The organism is Oryzophilus luti (assembly GCF_059726245.1).
On the sequence record NZ_AP040874.1, the window covers coordinates 2737755 to 2753198 of the forward strand.

12 protein-coding genes are annotated in these 15444 nt (G+C 62.0%); 2 read left to right on the forward strand and 10 right to left on the reverse strand.

Annotated elements, in window-relative coordinates:
* Positions 1-217: 217 nt before the first annotated feature.
* Positions 218-634 carry a transcription antitermination factor NusB gene (gene nusB / locus AC6IZO_RS11725; RefSeq protein ID WP_497804981.1) on the forward strand — a complete coding sequence of 139 codons (417 nt, stop codon included), beginning with the start codon at positions 218-220 and terminating at the stop codon, positions 632-634.
* 98 nt (positions 635-732) lie between these two features.
* Here the strand turns inward: nusB and AC6IZO_RS11730 are convergent, their stop codons facing one another.
* The 4 genes from AC6IZO_RS11730 to AC6IZO_RS11745 form a co-directional block, all read right to left on the reverse strand.
* A complete protein-coding gene (locus AC6IZO_RS11730) occupies positions 733-2814 on the reverse strand; it encodes a YncE family protein (RefSeq protein WP_497804982.1) in 2082 nt (693 codons plus the stop codon).
* Between the two features lie 250 nt (positions 2815-3064).
* Positions 3065-3298: a hypothetical protein gene (locus tag AC6IZO_RS11735; RefSeq protein WP_497804983.1), complete on the reverse strand. Its 234-nt coding sequence runs from the start codon at positions 3296-3298 to the stop codon at positions 3065-3067.
* A gap of 193 nt (positions 3299-3491) precedes the next feature.
* Positions 3492-4943 (reverse strand): class I adenylate-forming enzyme family protein, encoded by a 1452-nt coding sequence (locus AC6IZO_RS11740; RefSeq protein ID WP_497804984.1) that lies wholly within the window; start codon positions 4941-4943, stop codon positions 3492-3494.
* 89 nt (positions 4944-5032) lie between these two features.
* Positions 5033-7516 carry a diguanylate cyclase domain-containing protein gene (locus tag AC6IZO_RS11745; RefSeq protein WP_497804985.1) on the reverse strand — a complete coding sequence of 828 codons (2484 nt, stop codon included), beginning with the start codon at positions 7514-7516 and terminating at the stop codon, positions 5033-5035.
* Between the two features lie 121 nt (positions 7517-7637).
* Between AC6IZO_RS11745 and lexA the strand changes: the two genes are divergently transcribed.
* Complete coding sequence (gene lexA / locus AC6IZO_RS11750) at positions 7638-8237, forward strand: transcriptional repressor LexA (RefSeq protein WP_497804986.1); 600 nt, start codon at positions 7638-7640, stop codon at positions 8235-8237.
* Between the two features lie 192 nt (positions 8238-8429).
* On the opposite strand, the gene trxA is transcribed toward lexA, so the two are convergent.
* From trxA to AC6IZO_RS11780, 6 genes are all read right to left on the reverse strand, one after another.
* Complete coding sequence (gene trxA / locus AC6IZO_RS11755; protein ID WP_497804987.1) at positions 8430-8759, reverse strand: thioredoxin; 330 nt, start codon at positions 8757-8759, stop codon at positions 8430-8432.
* Between the two features lie 238 nt (positions 8760-8997).
* On the reverse strand, positions 8998-9351 hold the full coding sequence (locus AC6IZO_RS11760; RefSeq protein ID WP_497804988.1) for a hypothetical protein: 354 nt from the start codon (positions 9349-9351) through the stop codon (positions 8998-9000).
* Between the two features lie 245 nt (positions 9352-9596).
* Positions 9597-11210, reverse strand: a complete 1614-nt coding sequence (locus AC6IZO_RS11765) for a DUF748 domain-containing protein (protein WP_497804989.1) — start codon at positions 11208-11210, stop codon at positions 9597-9599.
* Between the two features lie 296 nt (positions 11211-11506).
* The gene (locus AC6IZO_RS11770) at positions 11507-12685 is read right to left on the reverse strand and encodes a trans-sulfuration enzyme family protein (RefSeq protein ID WP_497804990.1); all 1179 of its coding nucleotides are present in this window, start codon (positions 12683-12685) and stop codon (positions 11507-11509) included.
* 137 nt (positions 12686-12822) lie between these two features.
* Positions 12823-13749: an alpha/beta hydrolase gene (locus AC6IZO_RS11775; RefSeq protein WP_497804991.1), complete on the reverse strand. Its 927-nt coding sequence runs from the start codon at positions 13747-13749 to the stop codon at positions 12823-12825.
* 189 nt (positions 13750-13938) lie between these two features.
* Entirely contained in the window at positions 13939-15159 is a 1221-nt protein-coding gene (locus AC6IZO_RS11780; protein WP_497804992.1) for a S41 family peptidase, read from the reverse strand.
* Between the last annotated feature and the right edge of the window lie 285 nt (positions 15160-15444).

Here is a 15444-nt window from a genome sequence, read left to right on the forward strand (position 1 = left end):
CTCTTCTGGCGGGCGCTTTGCGTCGCGAATGCTCTGCCACGCTCCGGAGCAGGGCTTGTGATACAACAGAAATTGAGAAAGCGGGCTGTTGTCTCCCCTGCTCGCCGCCGGTTACCCTGCTCCGCAGGCCGCGGCTGGAGCGCTTCCGGAGCATCGCCCCGCCACCAGAGAGAGCGCAGCGCACGCCGCCGGCGCCAGAGAAAGGATTCAACCCGACATGGGAACCCGACGCAAATCGCGCGAACTCGCGCTCCAGATGTTGTTCCAGTTCGATATGGGCAAGCAGAACACCGACCAGGTTCAGAGGACATTCTGGGCCGAGCGCAAAGATCTTGACGAAGGCGTACGCGGCTTTGCCGACGACCTGTTCCGCGTGGCCACCTCGCGCATTGAGGAGATCGACAAGATGATTGAGCGCCACGCCGAACACTGGCGCATGGACCGCATGGCCGCCGTTGACCGCAACATCCTGCGCGCCGGCGTTGCCGAGTTCCTCGGCTATCCTCAGACGCCGCGCCCGATCATCATCAACGAGGCGCTGGAAATTGCCCGCCGCTTCTCCACGCCTGAGTCCGTGCAGTTCATCAACGGCGTGCTCGATAGCGTCAGCAAGGATCTGGCACCGGCCAAGTAACCGGCATATCTGTTCCACACGACTCCGCGCACACTGTGGCGCAACAGAAAAGCCCTCGACTCAGTCGAGGGCTTTCTATTACAGGCGTCTGTTTCCGCTTAGTTCCAGCGAACACCAACCAGGTTCGGCGTGGTAGCCGCGCCGTTGGTATCCACCAGCGCGGGAATGGAGATCTGCTGCGTGTCCTTGTAGCTGCTCAGGTCGATCTTGTGCACGGTGCCGTCGTTACCGCCGACATAAAACACCGAGCCGTCGCTGAGGGCACCGCCCTGATAGAAGGATGTGGCGCTGACAGCCGGGGTCACGCTGTTGACCGTGCCATCGCTCAGCTCCATCACCAGCAGGGTGCTGTTCGAGGTGGTGATGATCGCCTTGCTGCTATCCGGAGTGATGTAGAACTGATTCGCGGTGATTGAGTCGCCGTTCGGCAGCACATACTGGGACATCGTCTGCGAAACCGACGGCGGGCAGGTCTGCGTCGGGGTCGAGGCCATTCTGACCACGTCCACATTCGGCAGGTCCAGCGCCGCCACGCCACTGGCATCCGGCAGCGGCGTCAGCAGGCTGGGCGCGGTGCCCGTCTGCGTGTCCACCACCTGGGACGGATCGCAGGTAGCACGGGAGATGATGCTGTTTCCCGACGTCAGGTAGCCGACCGGGCCGCCAACATAGAAACGCACGCTGTTGGGGGTGCCGCCCACCGTGTACTTGATGATGCCGTCGGTCGTGTTGTAGGTGATCATCGTGTTGGTGGCATCCACCATCCACAGCGTGGAGCCGTCCGGCGAGTAGGCCGCGGAGACCAACCCATTCGGAGTCGAGATCGCCTTGGTCACCGCACCGGAAGACATCGTGATCAGGTAGACGTAGCCGTCATCGGCATCTTCCAGCACGCCGGTCTGTCCATCGGGCGAAATGGCCAGCGCCTTGCCCTTCACCGAGGAATTGCTCAGCGTCACGGCCGTGATGGAGCCGGTGGAGCTCATCACCATCGAGTAGGTGTCCGACCCGAGCAGCGCGCCGCCGCCCGCGGGCGCCATCAGCAGTGAATTCGGCTTGGCGTTCAGCGTAATCGCGTTCCCCACGGTGTTGGTGGTGGTGCTGATCGGAATCAGCTTCTTGCTGTTGGTCGAGCCGGCATAAATCTCGCCGGAGGCCGAGCCGCTGGTCACCTTCACCTTCAGCGTGTTGCTGTAAACCTGGTTCAGGTTGACGTTACAACTGGGCGGAATGCAGACCGACATCACGGTGGCGTCCGACGAGTCATGCACGGCCGTTACCGTTTCATTCAGCGTGGTCGCCGAACTTGTGGTTGTGGCCGCCGTCTCCGTCACCGTTGCCGCGTAGGTATTGGTGCTCAACCAGGAAATGGCCGGGTTGTACGTCTCATCCAGCTCAAGGCCGGTGGAGTCGATCGCCACCGCCGTCAGCGCCGCCGTGTTGCTCTTGGTCAGCGAAATCTCATCGCTGGAGGCGGCCGAGGAGCTGATGGTCAGCGATGTAATCGGGCAGGTGGTGAACGTCACCGACGGGCTCGACAGTGAGCCTAGCGTGGCGTAAATCTGCGTTTCACCCGGCACCGCAGCCTTGGCAATGCCATAACTGCTCGTGGTGCTGTTGTTGGCGTTGGTGAAGGTCACCACCGAGGATTCCTTCGCATACCAACTGAACGGTCCAAGCGTTCCGCTGGGGATCACGCAGGGAGCCGTTTCACCCAGCCGTGTGCACACCGTCGAATCCTTGCTGTAGGCCGAAGCCTGCACCGTGGTGGTCAGCGTGGAGTTGACGCACTTGGAGGGCGCAACCGCCGTGATGTAATCCACCGGCTCATGCACGTAGACCGTGACGGTCGCCGTGCCGGTGCCCTTCTGCGGGGTGATCACGATGGTCGCCGTGCCGGTGCTGCTGGCGGGCGAGCAGGTAATGCCGTTCGCATCCCAGGTGCCTGCGCAGATCTCGCCGGCGGAATTCACCGTGGCCAGCGCAGTGTTGGAGGAGACGAAGTTGAAATCAGCGGCAATGCTTGCGCCACCGCTGGTCTTGGCCGAAACCGACAGCGATATGACTTCGCCACGATTGGCCGTCACCGTCGCGGGAGAAACCGTCACCGATGCCGGCAGCGCGCCAGTACCGCCGCTGCAACCCGGCATCATCACCATCGCCGCCAACGCTAGGAACAAAGAAACAAGAGCACCTGTTGCTCGAAACCGCATGTACCCTCCCCGCGTCGGGAGACGCGGTAGAATTGCCCGGAAACACTCAGTTTAGAGGCTGGACCTGCTTTCGGCAAGCTGCGCGAGGCACACCCTTCTTCCCGCGGCACACCACACCCTTGCCGCTGCCTGGGCGACACCCCGCGCACATCTCGGGAACCCGCATCTTCGCCTTCGGCGCGCCTCGCCATCAACGGGCACAGCACGCCGCCAGCAGTTAGACCTTCCAATCCTCCGGCTTCCAGTTGGCCGGCTCTTCAGCCTCCTCCGGAAGATCCGGCGCAAAGTCATGGGCGCACTTCTGGCAGTAGTAGCGACCGCCGAAATCCTCGTTCATGTCCGGCTTTTCAAACGGCGTCAGCGAGCTGGCCATGCGGATGACGCTCTCCCGCGTGCCACACTCCGGACAAGCCGGAACCGTCTTGCCCGTCCCTTGAGACCTCGCCTGCATACGCGGCCCCTCCCGCGGCGCCCATATCATAAGCCCGTTGACAAGCCCGCGCGAGAGGATTGCACGCCATCGGCGGCGCCCGTCTTCTCTGCTCAACGCTCAGCCGGTTGAAGCCAGCCAAGCACCCCGCCTGGCGCGCAAAAAATAAAGCCCCGCACTTGGCGGGGCTTCTCTGTTCAGAATTGTTTAACCGCTACACAGCCGTGGCGGCCAGCGTGCGCTTGTCGGTCTTGCCGGTGACGGTGCGCGGCATCTGCTCCACAAAGCTGATGCTGCGCGGGACCTTGTAAAGTTCCAGCTTGCCGCGGCAGCTTGCGCGCAGGTCGTCGGCGTTCAGCGGCGAGGCCGGCTTCAACTGCACGAAGGCGTGCAGACGGTTGCCGTGGCGCTCGTCAGGCAGCGCAACCACCGCCGCCTCGTCCACGCCCGGAATCGACTCCAGCGCCTGCTCCACCTCGGAGGGATAGACCTTCTCGCCGGAGACCTTCACCAGGTCGTCGGCGCGGCCCGCCAGGTAGATGAAGCCGTCGGCGTCGATGTGTCCCTTGTCGCCGGTGTGCAGCACGCCGTTCACAATCTTCTTTGCCGTGGCGTCCCGGTCATTGAAGTACCCCAGCATCACGATGGGGCCTTCCACGCAGATTTCGCCAATTTCGCCCGTATTCAGGATGTTGTCCTGCTCGTCGCGGACCGTGACTTTCACGTTCGGCAGCGGCTGGCCCACGCTCAGCACGCGGTTCTTTTCCGGGCGGTTCACGCTGATGACTGGCGAGGACTCGGTGGCGCCGTAGCCCTGCACAATCTCGCGTCCAAAGCGCGTCTTGAAGTCCTCGGCCACATGCTCGGGCAGGCGCTCGCCGCCGGCAATGCACAGCCACAGCGAGCTGGCGTCAATTTGCGTCGGCTCCTTGGTGAGCACGCGGAACTGGCTGGGAACGGCGATGAAGCACGAGACGCGATGCTGTTCGATCAACTGCAACACATGACGCGGGATGAAGCGGTCCACGATGACGCACTTGGCGCCGTAGGTGGCCGGCAGCAGCACGGTCACCGTCAGCCCGTAGGCGTGGAACAGCGGCAGGATCGCCATCATGGTTTCTTTGTCGGTAAAGTTCATGTGCTCGGCGCAGCCGTCAATGTTGGCCAGCACGTTCTCTTCGCTCAGCTCTACCGTCTTGGGGCGTCCCGTGGTGCCGCTGGTGTAGAGCATGATGGCGCCCTTGCGCGCCATCGGGCGCGGGGCAAACTCGGCAGGATCCAGTTCACCGCCGGTATTGCCAATCCAGCACGGCACCTGCGCTTCCACCAGACGGGGGATGAACTCCTCGCTGGTCACCACCACCTGTGCACCGGCCTCCATCATCATCAGCTTCAGCAGCTGCGGGGGAGCCAAGGTCGGCATGACGGCCACGGACTTGCCCGCCCACAGCGCTCCCAGCAGCAGTTCAGGGAACGCCAAGCCGTTTGGCAGCAGCATGGCCATGGTGTCGGTCTTCACAATTTCAGAGATTTGCTTGGCACAGAAGGCTACTTTGCGCTCCAGGCTGCGGAAGCTTACATCCACGTCACCGCTGGTGAAAGCAGTGCGGTCGGGAAACTTGCTGGCAGCCTGACGGAAGCGCTCAACAATCGCGCTACTTGACATGTCACTTCCAAACGTAATTTTTTTGTAATTCCACGACGAACGCAAGGAAGTTTACCACGCGACGGGGAAGATTGACATCCCAACGGCTGCTATTGGCCATCGGATGGGGAAACCGGCTCATCGGGCAGAACGATGGAGACCGTGCCCGGCGTGTTGCGTGCTGTGGCCAGCGCGCGATCGGCCCGGTTGATCAACTCGGTCACAATGTCCTCTTCCTCGAAGTTGTTGCCACGGATGGCTTCGGCAACCACCGAACTCATGCTGAGCGCCGCCAGGGATGGGTCGGCGGAGTTCTGCACGGAGTTGCGGATTTCCGCCAGCAGCGCCGACGCCGAGCGCGCCGTGGTGCCCGGCAACACCAGGGCTAACGTGTTGGCTCCGTAGCGGAAATTGACGGCCGTGGCGCGCAGCAGCCCCTGAATGATGGAGCTGATGGCCTTGATCTTCTCTTCGTTGATCTGGCTCTCCGGGCGCATCTCCAGCAGCACGACAGTCACGCAGGCGCCCGAGGTGCGACTGCGGTGAACTTCTGCCAGCAGCACGTCCAGGTAGCTGGCGCGGTTCAGCAGCCCACTGCGTTCGTCGGTGACGCCCAGCGTCCGCACCAGCGAGCGCAGGCGTATGCCCTGCAGGGCAAGGGAAATCTGGTCGGCCAGCGAGCGCAGGCTCGCCGTCTCCTCCGAGGTCCAGGCGCGCTTGATGTCGCACTGCTCCAGTACCAGCCAGCCCCCCGGATGCCCGCCCTCCATGACGGCAACCATCAGCAGCGAGCGAATGGCAAGCACATCGAGTTCGGCGCGCAGGTCGGAAACCAGTTCGGCGGCCGTCACGTCATTGATGGCCAGCAGTTGCTGCGTCTGGGTGAGCTGCTGTGCCGCAGCCACCAGCTTGACCATTGCGGAACGCTGCGAGCGGGGTACGCCAACCGAGCAGTACTCGACCACTGCGGTTGGGGCTTGCCCCGGCAGTCCCAGAACACCCATGCACCGGCTCAGGTTCCACTGGTGCCCCAGTTCGTTGACCGCCGTGCTGATCAGCGCACGAGCATCGGTCTGCTGGGAGATGAGGCGGCCGATCTCGGCGGCGCGGCTGAACAGATCTCCCGTCTCCGGCCGGATGGCTTCTCCGGTATCAATCTCATGGGCCAGCCCGGCGTTGCGCATCAGGTCATGGAAGCGCTCGTTGCCTTCCAACTCCTCGCCCGGAAACTGCTCCTGAATCTCGCGAATCTTTTCCACCGCGCGGTCGCGCATCTGGTATTGCAGGAAGAGTTCGCCCTGCACAATCAGGTCTTCCAGCACGACGGGCGGAGGCGCAGCTTCTTCCTGCACGGCCTCGGCAGCCTTGGCCTCGCCGCTCCCCTGCTCGGGCTCCAGCCCGGCGCGGCGATAGAGGTTCGCCAGTCGCGCCTCCTCCACCTTGCCGGAAAGCTGATCGAGACAGTTCTTCAGGCGGGCGTCGTAACAGTCCACCTCGATGGCGCGGTCGAGCGCGTCATAGGCCTTGGGATAGTTGCCTTCGGCGAAGTAAACGCCGAACAACTGGAACAGGGTCTCTCCGTACTCGCGCTCTTGGTTGGCACCGTCATAGAGCAGCGCCAAATATTCCAGAAACTCGGCACCCAACCGGCGCGTAGCGGCCATCTGCGCCATCTGCTCAATGTACTGACCGCGGAGCCCGGCACGACGCTGATACTCCTCCAGCCGCTCGGCCAGTGCCAGCCCGCGCTCGGTTTCTCCCATGGCGACCAGACCGCCGATGGCGTTCACCAGCGTCTCCAGGTGCCGCGTTGGATCGCTCTCAAACAATCCCCAGAGGTAAGGCTCGGCCTCAAGCACGCGGTTCAGACTGAGCAGCGCGCGGGCATAGGGGTCACGGGCTTCCATCGGAGCCGAAGGATAGGTTGCCAGCGGACGCAGCAACTCCACGGCCTGTTCGGCGCGCCCACGGTCAACCAGCGCACGCCCGTAGGCAAGCTTGGCCGCAAGATTCTCCGGGTCGTACTCAAAGCCCTTGGCGTAGCTTTCGCTGGGGTCCGCGCCTTCCTTCTCCAGCAGCATGCCCAGGCGAACCATGGCTGTGGAGGCCAACTGCTTCTGTCCGGAAAGCAGCGCCAACTCGGCCTGCGCCCTCAGCAAATCTGCCCGGGGCGCCAGCTCCACGGCGGAAGCCAGGCACTCCAGCGCCTCCTTCGGCATCGACTTCTGCCGGTACAGCTTGGAGGCGGTCTGGAAGGTATCCGCCGCTTCCTTGCGGCTGGTGTTGGTCAGCAGTTCGGCATAATGGCGGACGGAATCCGCGTCGAAGAACTTCAACCGTTCCAGCTTGCGATACGCGACTCTGGCCTTGGTTAGGTTGGGTTGGCTCAAATACAGGCTGAACGCTGAACTCAGCAGCTCGACAGCGCGCGGCGTGTTGCCCAGCGCCAGCGCCAGGTCTCCGGCGCGGCTGAGCACCTGCTCGTTGCTGGGCTCCAGTTCGAGCGCTTCCAGGAATTCATCAAGCGCGGCTTCGCTCTTTCCCTTTTCCAGGTACTTGTCGGCGCGCTCCAGATGTCGCAGAAAATCTGCCATGTTATTGGGTTGCCATTGTCTCGCAACTGCCGACTTGAGGGAAGTGGCTGTTTTTGCTGGACAATTCGCTTTTTATTCGCCACAATATTGCGGCTGAAACTTCAGCCAGGAAGAATTCCCCATGGCTATAACCCGGCGGCAGAAACAAGTACTCGACTTCATCGCTGGATTTGTTCAGTCCAACGGTTACTCGCCGTCGTTTGAAGAGATCGGCAACGCCCTGGGACTCAGTTCGCTGGCAACCGTCCACAAGCATATCAGCAACCTTGAGCAGAAGGGGATGCTCAAGCGTGATTACAATCGGTCACGTTCCATTGACATAGTCAGTCCGCGCAAGCGTGCCAGCGCCGAGTCACTTCCACTGCTGGGCCGCATCGCCGCCGGCCGCCCCATTGAGCAGGTGGCGCAGCCGGAAACCATCTCGCTGACCGACTTCACGCGCTCGCGCGAGGTCTATGTGCTGCAGGTGACCGGCGAGAGCATGCAAGACGAACACATTGTCGACGGCGACTACGTGCTGGTGGAGCGTACCGAGACCGCACACAACGGCGAAATTGTGGTGGCGCTGGTCAACGGCTCGGAAAGCACGCTGAAGCGCATTTACCTGGAAGGCGAGATGGTGCGGCTGCAACCTTCCAACGCCACCATGAGCCCCATCATGGTCCCGGCGGCCAACGTGCGGGTGCAAGGCCGCGTCGTGGCCATCCTGCGGAAGTACTGAGAACAAGGTTTCGAGAAGTTTCGGAAGGTTTCAGGAAGTTTCGATAGGTTGAGTCCCGCCTTTTGAGACGGCGTCCCCTGAAACCTCGCCAGCAGAGTTCAGCAAGCAAAGCAAAAGGCCTCGCATGCGCGAGGCCTTTCAGTAACCTACTGAAACCTTTCGACACCTGTCGAAACGTTTCGAAACCCGGTCTTACAGCGCCCGGTCGAGTTCCTGCGTGATCTGGTCCTTGCCGCGGAAGCCAACCAGCTGCGCCTGCACCTGGCCGCCCTTGAACAGGATGAGCGTGGGGATGCCGCTGACGCGGTACCGCTGCGGCGTGGCCATATTGCTGTCCACGTCCATCTTGCCCACCTTGATCTTGCCCTTGTACTCGTTGGCGATCTCGTCGACGACCGGCGCAAGCGCGCGGCAGGGGCCGCACCAGGTGGCCCAGAAGTCGATCAGCACGGGGCTATCCGACTGCAGAACTTCTTTTTCAAAATTGGCGTCTGTTGCTACAAAAATTGCGTCGCTTGCCATTCATCCTCCGCTCGATATCCGGTCACCGGCATGCCGGTCAGGACCCCGTCAGTTCACTGCATTGCTCATGCTAACACCCAATATGGATGCAGGTGGACGCGATTCCGACTCATCCCGCCCGTAACTTGTGGAAAGCGCAAAGTCCTTGCTGCGCAGGAGGAGCCGGCACCCTGCGGGGGAGGATTCCCCCCACGCGGGCACGCTCCCCAACCTTCCGAACCCATTTGAAAACTTCTACTTACATTTTGCGGCGCTGGGTTTCCTTCATCACCGTGGCGTAGCTTTTGCCCATGAAGGTGAGGGTGGGAACAATGGTGCCCGCAACGCCGACGATGGTGCCCTTGGCGGGAACACCGTACTTGGAGCTGAGCACCCAGAGACGGCCCGTGCCGTCATCAATCTGGAAGATGCCCGAGCCCATGGCGCCGAACGAGGAGACGACCTCGCCGCGCACGGCCACTTCCTTGTCGGAGTAGCGCATGGGGTCCTTGTTGATCTCGGCAACGGTCTTGCCGACCGGGCAGCCAGCCAACAGCAATGTAGCGGCAACCAGCGTCGCCAGCAGTAGAATCGCAAACGTCTTCTTCATCATCCTTACACTCCTGTTCGGCCACGCAAACCTTCGCGGCAGCGTGCCTGTTCCCTTAATGCGTGGATCCGGCCCAGCGGCGCAGAACTCCCCAATGGCACCACCGCATGGCACATCTGCATCAACCCGGCCGAGACGACAAGGTTGCGTGCCCCGCATCAAACACACCCGAACCAACACGTTTGTGGAAGCAAAAGCCCCGCCTTCTGCAGGGCGGGGCTTCGCTTTGCATCGCTACCAGACCCCTTCTACTTCTTCTTGCCGAACAATCCGCCCAGACCGCCGAGGACGCTCTTGCCCGTGTCCTTGGCGGTGTCGCCGGTAGAGCCAAGCATCTTGCCCGCGTCGGGCGTGAAGCTCGGGTTGCTGGTGGGTCCGGTGATGTGGAATGGCACGTTGAGATTGGTGTTCTTGCGGCCGAGCGCCGAAGCCACCACGCCGACGGCCGACTTGCTGATGTCGACCGAGGCCTTCATGCCGTAGTTCAACTGGTTCTTGCTGTCGATAGTGCCGTCGCCGGTCATGCGACCGATGCCGGGCACCACCAGCAGCACGTTCTTGGTGGTGGTCAGCGAGGGCGTGACCTCAAAGTCGCTGGAGAACTCCTGAATAGCAGTCTCCTTGCCCACACTGACGCCTGCCAGCTTGGTCACCACCGCCAGCTTGGTGCCGAGGTCGTAGCCGGTGACCTTGGTGTTCACCACGGCCACATGTCCAGAGGTGACAAGCTGTTTGGCAGCGCCCTTGGCGACGGCGTTCAAGTTGGCGGTGCCGCCTTCCAGCTTGGCGCCGCTCGGCAGAATAACGCCGATGGCAGGCAGAGCCTTCTCCACGTCGCTGACGGCCATGCCTGCGGCATTGACCTTCATATCGAGCTTGGGGTCGGTGCCCTTCATGTCGATGGTGCCGGCCAGTTGCGCGGAGCTGCCGCCGATCTTCACCGCGCCGCTTGGCACGGTCACCAACTGGTCGGCAAAACCGTAGTCGGCCTTCATCTCGGCGATGATGGGCGTATCGATGGCCTGGCAGCCGGCGACAAGGCAGAGCTTCTTGCCGGTGAGCTTGCTGGTAACGTCGGCGCGCTTGCCGTCGGAGTTGAGTGTCAGGTCAAGGTCGGCAACGCCCTTGATGGCCGAATCGGCGGTGAAGCCCGTGGCGGCCATATTCAAGTCGCGCACCTTCACGTCCACCTTCAGCGGAGTCTGCTCGGTCTGGTCCGCCATGGGGCCGAAAGTGCCGTTGGCCTCCACGCTGCCGCCACCGGCGGGTACCACGGAGAACTTGAATGGAAACGCCTGCGTAAGCGAAACGTTATCGGCCTCAAGCCGCAGCTTGGAGTAGATGGAGCTTTTGCCCGTGGCCAGGTGCTTCAACACCACTTCGCCATCGTCGAGCAGGAACTTCTGCACCGCGAACTCGGTCTTGGCCGCAGGCTTCTCTTCCGGCTCGGCGGTCTTCTTCTTCGCCAGGGTTTCCACGTTCCACGTCTTCTTCTGCGTGGCCGGGTCGAGCTTTTCAATCAGCACCAGCTTGGGCGCATGCAGGGTGAACGAGCGCACGTTGAGCTGGCGATGAAAGATCAGCGCGCCCAAGTCCACGCCCACGCCCATGGACTTGGCGGTGACGAACGGCTGGTTGGAGTACGCGGGATCGTCGGCAATGGCAAGGTCTTCCGCCGTGACGCCGCCGGAGAACAGCGCCAGCTTCAGCTTGCCAATAGTGACCTGGCGACCGAGCGCCTGTGTGGCCTGCTGTTCAATCTGGGGGCGGAAGCGGTCGGCATCGACGAACATGGCCAACACGCCGACGGCCAGCACCAGGATGATGATCACAACACCGATCGCAATCAGAACTTTACGCATGAAAGTTGCCTCGTCTGCAAACTGCCGGTTGTGTGGAGAGTTAGTGAGTTCCGCAAGGCTGCCCGAACACTGCGACACAGTGTGACGCGTGAAACGGCTTCTGTAAAGTCCGCTGCGGCATGGCGGCTTCTCCTTCTCCATGCGTCATCGTGAGGAGCGTAGCACCGAAGGACCTGCTTTCCGCAGCACACGAGAAGCAGATCCTTCAGCCACAAAAAGCGTGGCCTCAGGATGACGCATCGGAGGAGATGGATACGACAACCACGATTCGCGTGGCTTTCGCCGCAACGCTGCCGCTACGCCTTGCGCAGCGCCTGATCGAGGTCGGCAATCAGCTCCTGCGGGTCTTCCAGCCCGACGGAAAGCCGCACGGTCGCCGCCGAGACACCAAGCTTCTTCAACTCCGCGGCACTCATGCCAATGTGCGACGACAGCACCGGATAGGAAACCGATGACTCCACGCCGCCGAGGCTCGCCGCCAGATACCAGAGCTTCAACCCGTCAATAAACCGCTCGGCCTCGCGGCCGCCGCCCTTGATGTCGAACGAAACCATCATGCCGAAGTCGCGCATCTGTTTCACGGCGACCATCTGATCCTCGCCAGGCAGGCCGGGGTAGAAGACGCGCGCGACCTTCGGATGTTGCGCCAGAAATTCCGCAACGTGGAAGGCGTTGACGCAGGCGCGCTCCACGCGCACTTCCAGCGTCTTCAGTCCGCGCAGAAGCAGGTAGGCTACGCCCGGGTCAGAGCAGCCGCCGGTGAGAATCATCATCTGCCGTACGGAGGCCGCCAGCGCCTTGCTGGCGCAGACTGCTCCGGCGGTCAGGTCGCTATGCCCGCCAAGATACTTGGTCGCCGAATGCACGACAACGTCCGCGCCATGTGCAAGCGGCTTTTGCAGGATGGGCGTGGCAAAGGTGCTATCCACCACCACGGGGATGCCGCGCTTGTGCGCTTCAGACGCGATGGTTTCAATGTGCACGCAGCGCAGCGTCGGATTCGTCGGCGTCTCGATAAAGACCAGCTTCGTCTTCTTGGTGAAGGCGCGGCTGATGCGGCCGAGTTCGGCGAACGGCACCAGCTTTACCCGGATGCCGCAGCGCTTGAGCACCTGCTCATACATGCGCAACGTGCCGCCGTAGACGTCGTACATCGAAACCACTTCGTCGCCCGACTGGCAGAGCGCCAGCACCGTGGCGAAGATGGCCGACATGCCGCTGGAGGTGACCACGCAATCTTCGGCGCCTTCGAGCGCGGCAATCTTCTCCTCGGCGGCGCGGATGGTCGGATTCGAGTAGCGCGTGTAGAGATGAATGCCGGAGCCACCAGCAGCGTAGCGGCGCAGCTCGTTCACGTTCTTGAGCGCGTAAACCGCAGTCTGCGCAATCTCGGTGGTGATGGGCTGGGTGCGCCCGTGACGGTCTTCTCCGGAATGAATGCAGCGGGTGGAGTCTGAACGAAGCTTGGAGGCCATGCAACAGTGTGGTGCCAGCCGGTGCGTGCGCGCAAGAGGATGTGGAGAGAAACGCCGAGCGGGATGAACGCTAGTGCGCCGTCCAGGCTGGGTGCGAGCGTGCACACGATTGCACTATTGCCTGAGCGCCTCCTCCTTTAGCTGACTGGTTCTTTGAGAACCACGCCGAGTTCTGCTGCGCTTCTTCGTGTTTCAGTGTGCCCTGCAAACCAGTGCATCACACGCTTATCAAACTCCCCAGGCGTGGTGCTGGCGGCGCCACAGTGGTCTGCGCTGGGCACTTCCCAAAGCACCACATCAGGATTGCGAGCGGCGATACGTCGCGAATTCACCACCGGAATGTTGCTATCACTGAGGCCGTGAATCAACAGAACGGGAACTCTCGTCTTCATGACGGCTGCTTCCGGCGAGACCTGCTCAAAATCCAGCGTGTACTTCCATCGCGCATAAGCAAACGCGGCTTCCACGACGGGCCGCAGAATGGTGCGGCCCAACCATGGCCCGCAATGAAAGGACTGACCTATGCGAAGGTAGGCGATCTCGCGAAAACTCGAAAAAGGTGATTCGGCGACCACGGCGCAAAAGCGTGGCTCGTCCTGCAACGATTGCAGTAACTGCGCGGCCCCCATCGACTCTGCAAACCCGAAGGTGCAGCCAGGATGCTGCGTCTCTTCAGTCCAATCAACCCAGCGATGAATATCGTTCGATTCCAACAAGCCATAGGTGGCGGTTTGCCCGCCACTCGCTCCATGTGCCCGCGAGTCTGGCAGCAGAACCTTGAAGCCGTGGCTCAGGAAGAACTCCGCGTAACCAATCATGCCCGAGCGGTTATCGCCAACTCCGTGCAGCAGAATCACGACATTGCCGTCGCTATTCTTCGGGGCGATGCTCCACGCACGCAGAACGGCTCCATCGCGGGCCGAAATCGCAACATCCGCGAGGGTTGAATCATGACGTCCCGCGATGTTGCGTGCTTGAAGCTCATTTTCCCGGGAGAGCGGGCGTCGCCCCGGATGGAGCGCTCCCTCCGCAAGGAATACTCCGGCTATCCATACCAAGGCCAAGACTCCTGAAAGGAGGAGAACGCTATATCGAATTAGCCGGCGTCGCTGCATCTCTTGAAGAATACGTGTCCTGGCTCCAGCGAGTTCCCGAGTCCGCCGTTAGTAGACGAGCCAGCGAGCGCGTAAAACCTGCTGAAAAGCAAAACGGGCGGCCGAAGCCGCCCGTGCGAAATACCTACGCAATTTCTGCTAGGCCTTGGCGGCCTTGTTCTTCAGCAGCTCCAGGGCGCGGCGAAGCTGTTCGTCGGGCTTGTCTTTTTTGTTGGGCTGATCGCGGTCAGGCTCGGCCTGCAGGTCGTCGTCCGGCGAGATGAAGTCGTCGGTCGCATCGGCCACCAGCACGTTCGGCGTGATCGGGTTGTCCTGGATTGCCTTGCCCGAGGGCGTGTAGTACTTGGCAATGGAGAGGATCAGCGCCGAGCCATCCTGAAGCTCGATGGTCTTCTGGATGGAGCCTTCACCGAATGTCTTGTCGCCGAGCACGTCGCCGCGCGCGTTGTCCAAAATGGCGGCGGCCATCAGTTCAGCCGGACCGGCCGTGGTGCGGTTCACCAGCACCACCAGCGGCAGGCTGGTAATCGCCTTTTTCGGGTCGGCCGTGAACTGCTGCTTGGGGAACTTCTGGCCCTGCACATAGCCAAGCTCTCCGTGGTTCAGGAAGAGGTTGGCGGCGGCGGCGCCTTCGGCCTCATCGCCGCTGGCGGAGCCGCGCAGGTCGATGATGAGCTTCTTGGCGTTCTGGCGCTCCAGCTCGTGAATCTTGGCAGCCAGCTCCTGCGCGCGGCCCTTCGGCAGGCCGTCCAGGCGAACGTAACCCACCTGGTCGTCGAGCATCTTGGCCGTCATGGGCGGAACGTTCGGCAGATCGCGCGTGATGGTGACCTTCTGCGGCTGCGCCTTGCGCGGACGCACCACGCTCACACTGACTGTGGTACCGGCGTCACCGGCAAGCACCGAGTGAATCTCAGCCAGCGACATTTCGCGCGTGCTCTTGCCTTCGATGGCCTCAATAATGTCGCCATTCTCAAGGCCGACCTTGGAGCCAGCGCCGCCCGGAATGACAGCCACCACGGCGGCATAGCCGTAGCGCTTGCTGACCACCGCGCCGATATCGGCCTTGGCGCTCTCATGCTGCTTGTAGGTCTTGTATTCAGCCGGGTCAAGGTAGCTGGAATCGGCGTCAAGCGCCTCCAGCAGCCCGTGCAGGGCGCCGTTGGTCACCTTGGGCAGGTTCGGCTCATCCACGTAGTCAATGCGGACGTGCTTGAGCACATCGTCATAGACGCGCAGTTGCGAATAAGCGCCATCGTCGTTCTTGTTCCCGGCCTTCACCCCCACGCCACCGGCCACGACGAAGCCGAGGGTGATGAAGGTGATGAGCAGTAGCGAAGTCTTAACGGTCTTGGACATGAATCATCCGGCGCGGAGACAGGCTCCGCGAATTTGTTGCAATTATAGAGCCTGGAGGCAGCCCTGATCTCAGGCGCGCGCCCGTGACCGCGGCGATTCCCCCTGCCCGTTCCCTCTTTGGATGCATCCGGCGGTTGCTCCGGCGCAGCCTTCGCGGGCAAAAAATAGTGGCCCTGCTAGGGATTTGGCTGCCGGCCGGGTCCGGCGTATGCATCGCCAGCCCACCTTAATTGCGCAACCGGTTCCCCGTCAGGGCCGGATCTCAGGAGTCGTCTTATATAACCT

Coding starts and splice junctions, on each gene's coding strand:
- lexA (WP_497804986.1), top strand. CDS start 7,638: ATGGCTATAACCCGGCGGCAGAAACAAGTACTCGACTTCATCGCTGGA.
- AC6IZO_RS11770 (WP_497804990.1), bottom strand. CDS start 12,685: ATGGCCTCCAAGCTTCGTTCAGACTCCACCCGCTGCATTCATTCCGGA.
- AC6IZO_RS11760 (WP_497804988.1), bottom strand. CDS start 9,351: ATGATGAAGAAGACGTTTGCGATTCTACTGCTGGCGACGCTGGTTGCC.
- AC6IZO_RS11780 (WP_497804992.1), bottom strand. CDS start 15,159: ATGTCCAAGACCGTTAAGACTTCGCTACTGCTCATCACCTTCATCACC.
- AC6IZO_RS11765 (WP_497804989.1), bottom strand. CDS start 11,210: ATGCGTAAAGTTCTGATTGCGATCGGTGTTGTGATCATCATCCTGGTG.
- AC6IZO_RS11735 (WP_497804983.1), bottom strand. CDS start 3,298: ATGCAGGCGAGGTCTCAAGGGACGGGCAAGACGGTTCCGGCTTGTCCG.
- trxA (WP_497804987.1), bottom strand. CDS start 8,759: ATGGCAAGCGACGCAATTTTTGTAGCAACAGACGCCAATTTTGAAAAA.
- AC6IZO_RS11740 (WP_497804984.1), bottom strand. CDS start 4,943: ATGTCAAGTAGCGCGATTGTTGAGCGCTTCCGTCAGGCTGCCAGCAAG.
- nusB (WP_497804981.1), top strand. CDS start 218: ATGGGAACCCGACGCAAATCGCGCGAACTCGCGCTCCAGATGTTGTTC.
- AC6IZO_RS11745 (WP_497804985.1), bottom strand. CDS start 7,516: ATGGCAGATTTTCTGCGACATCTGGAGCGCGCCGACAAGTACCTGGAA.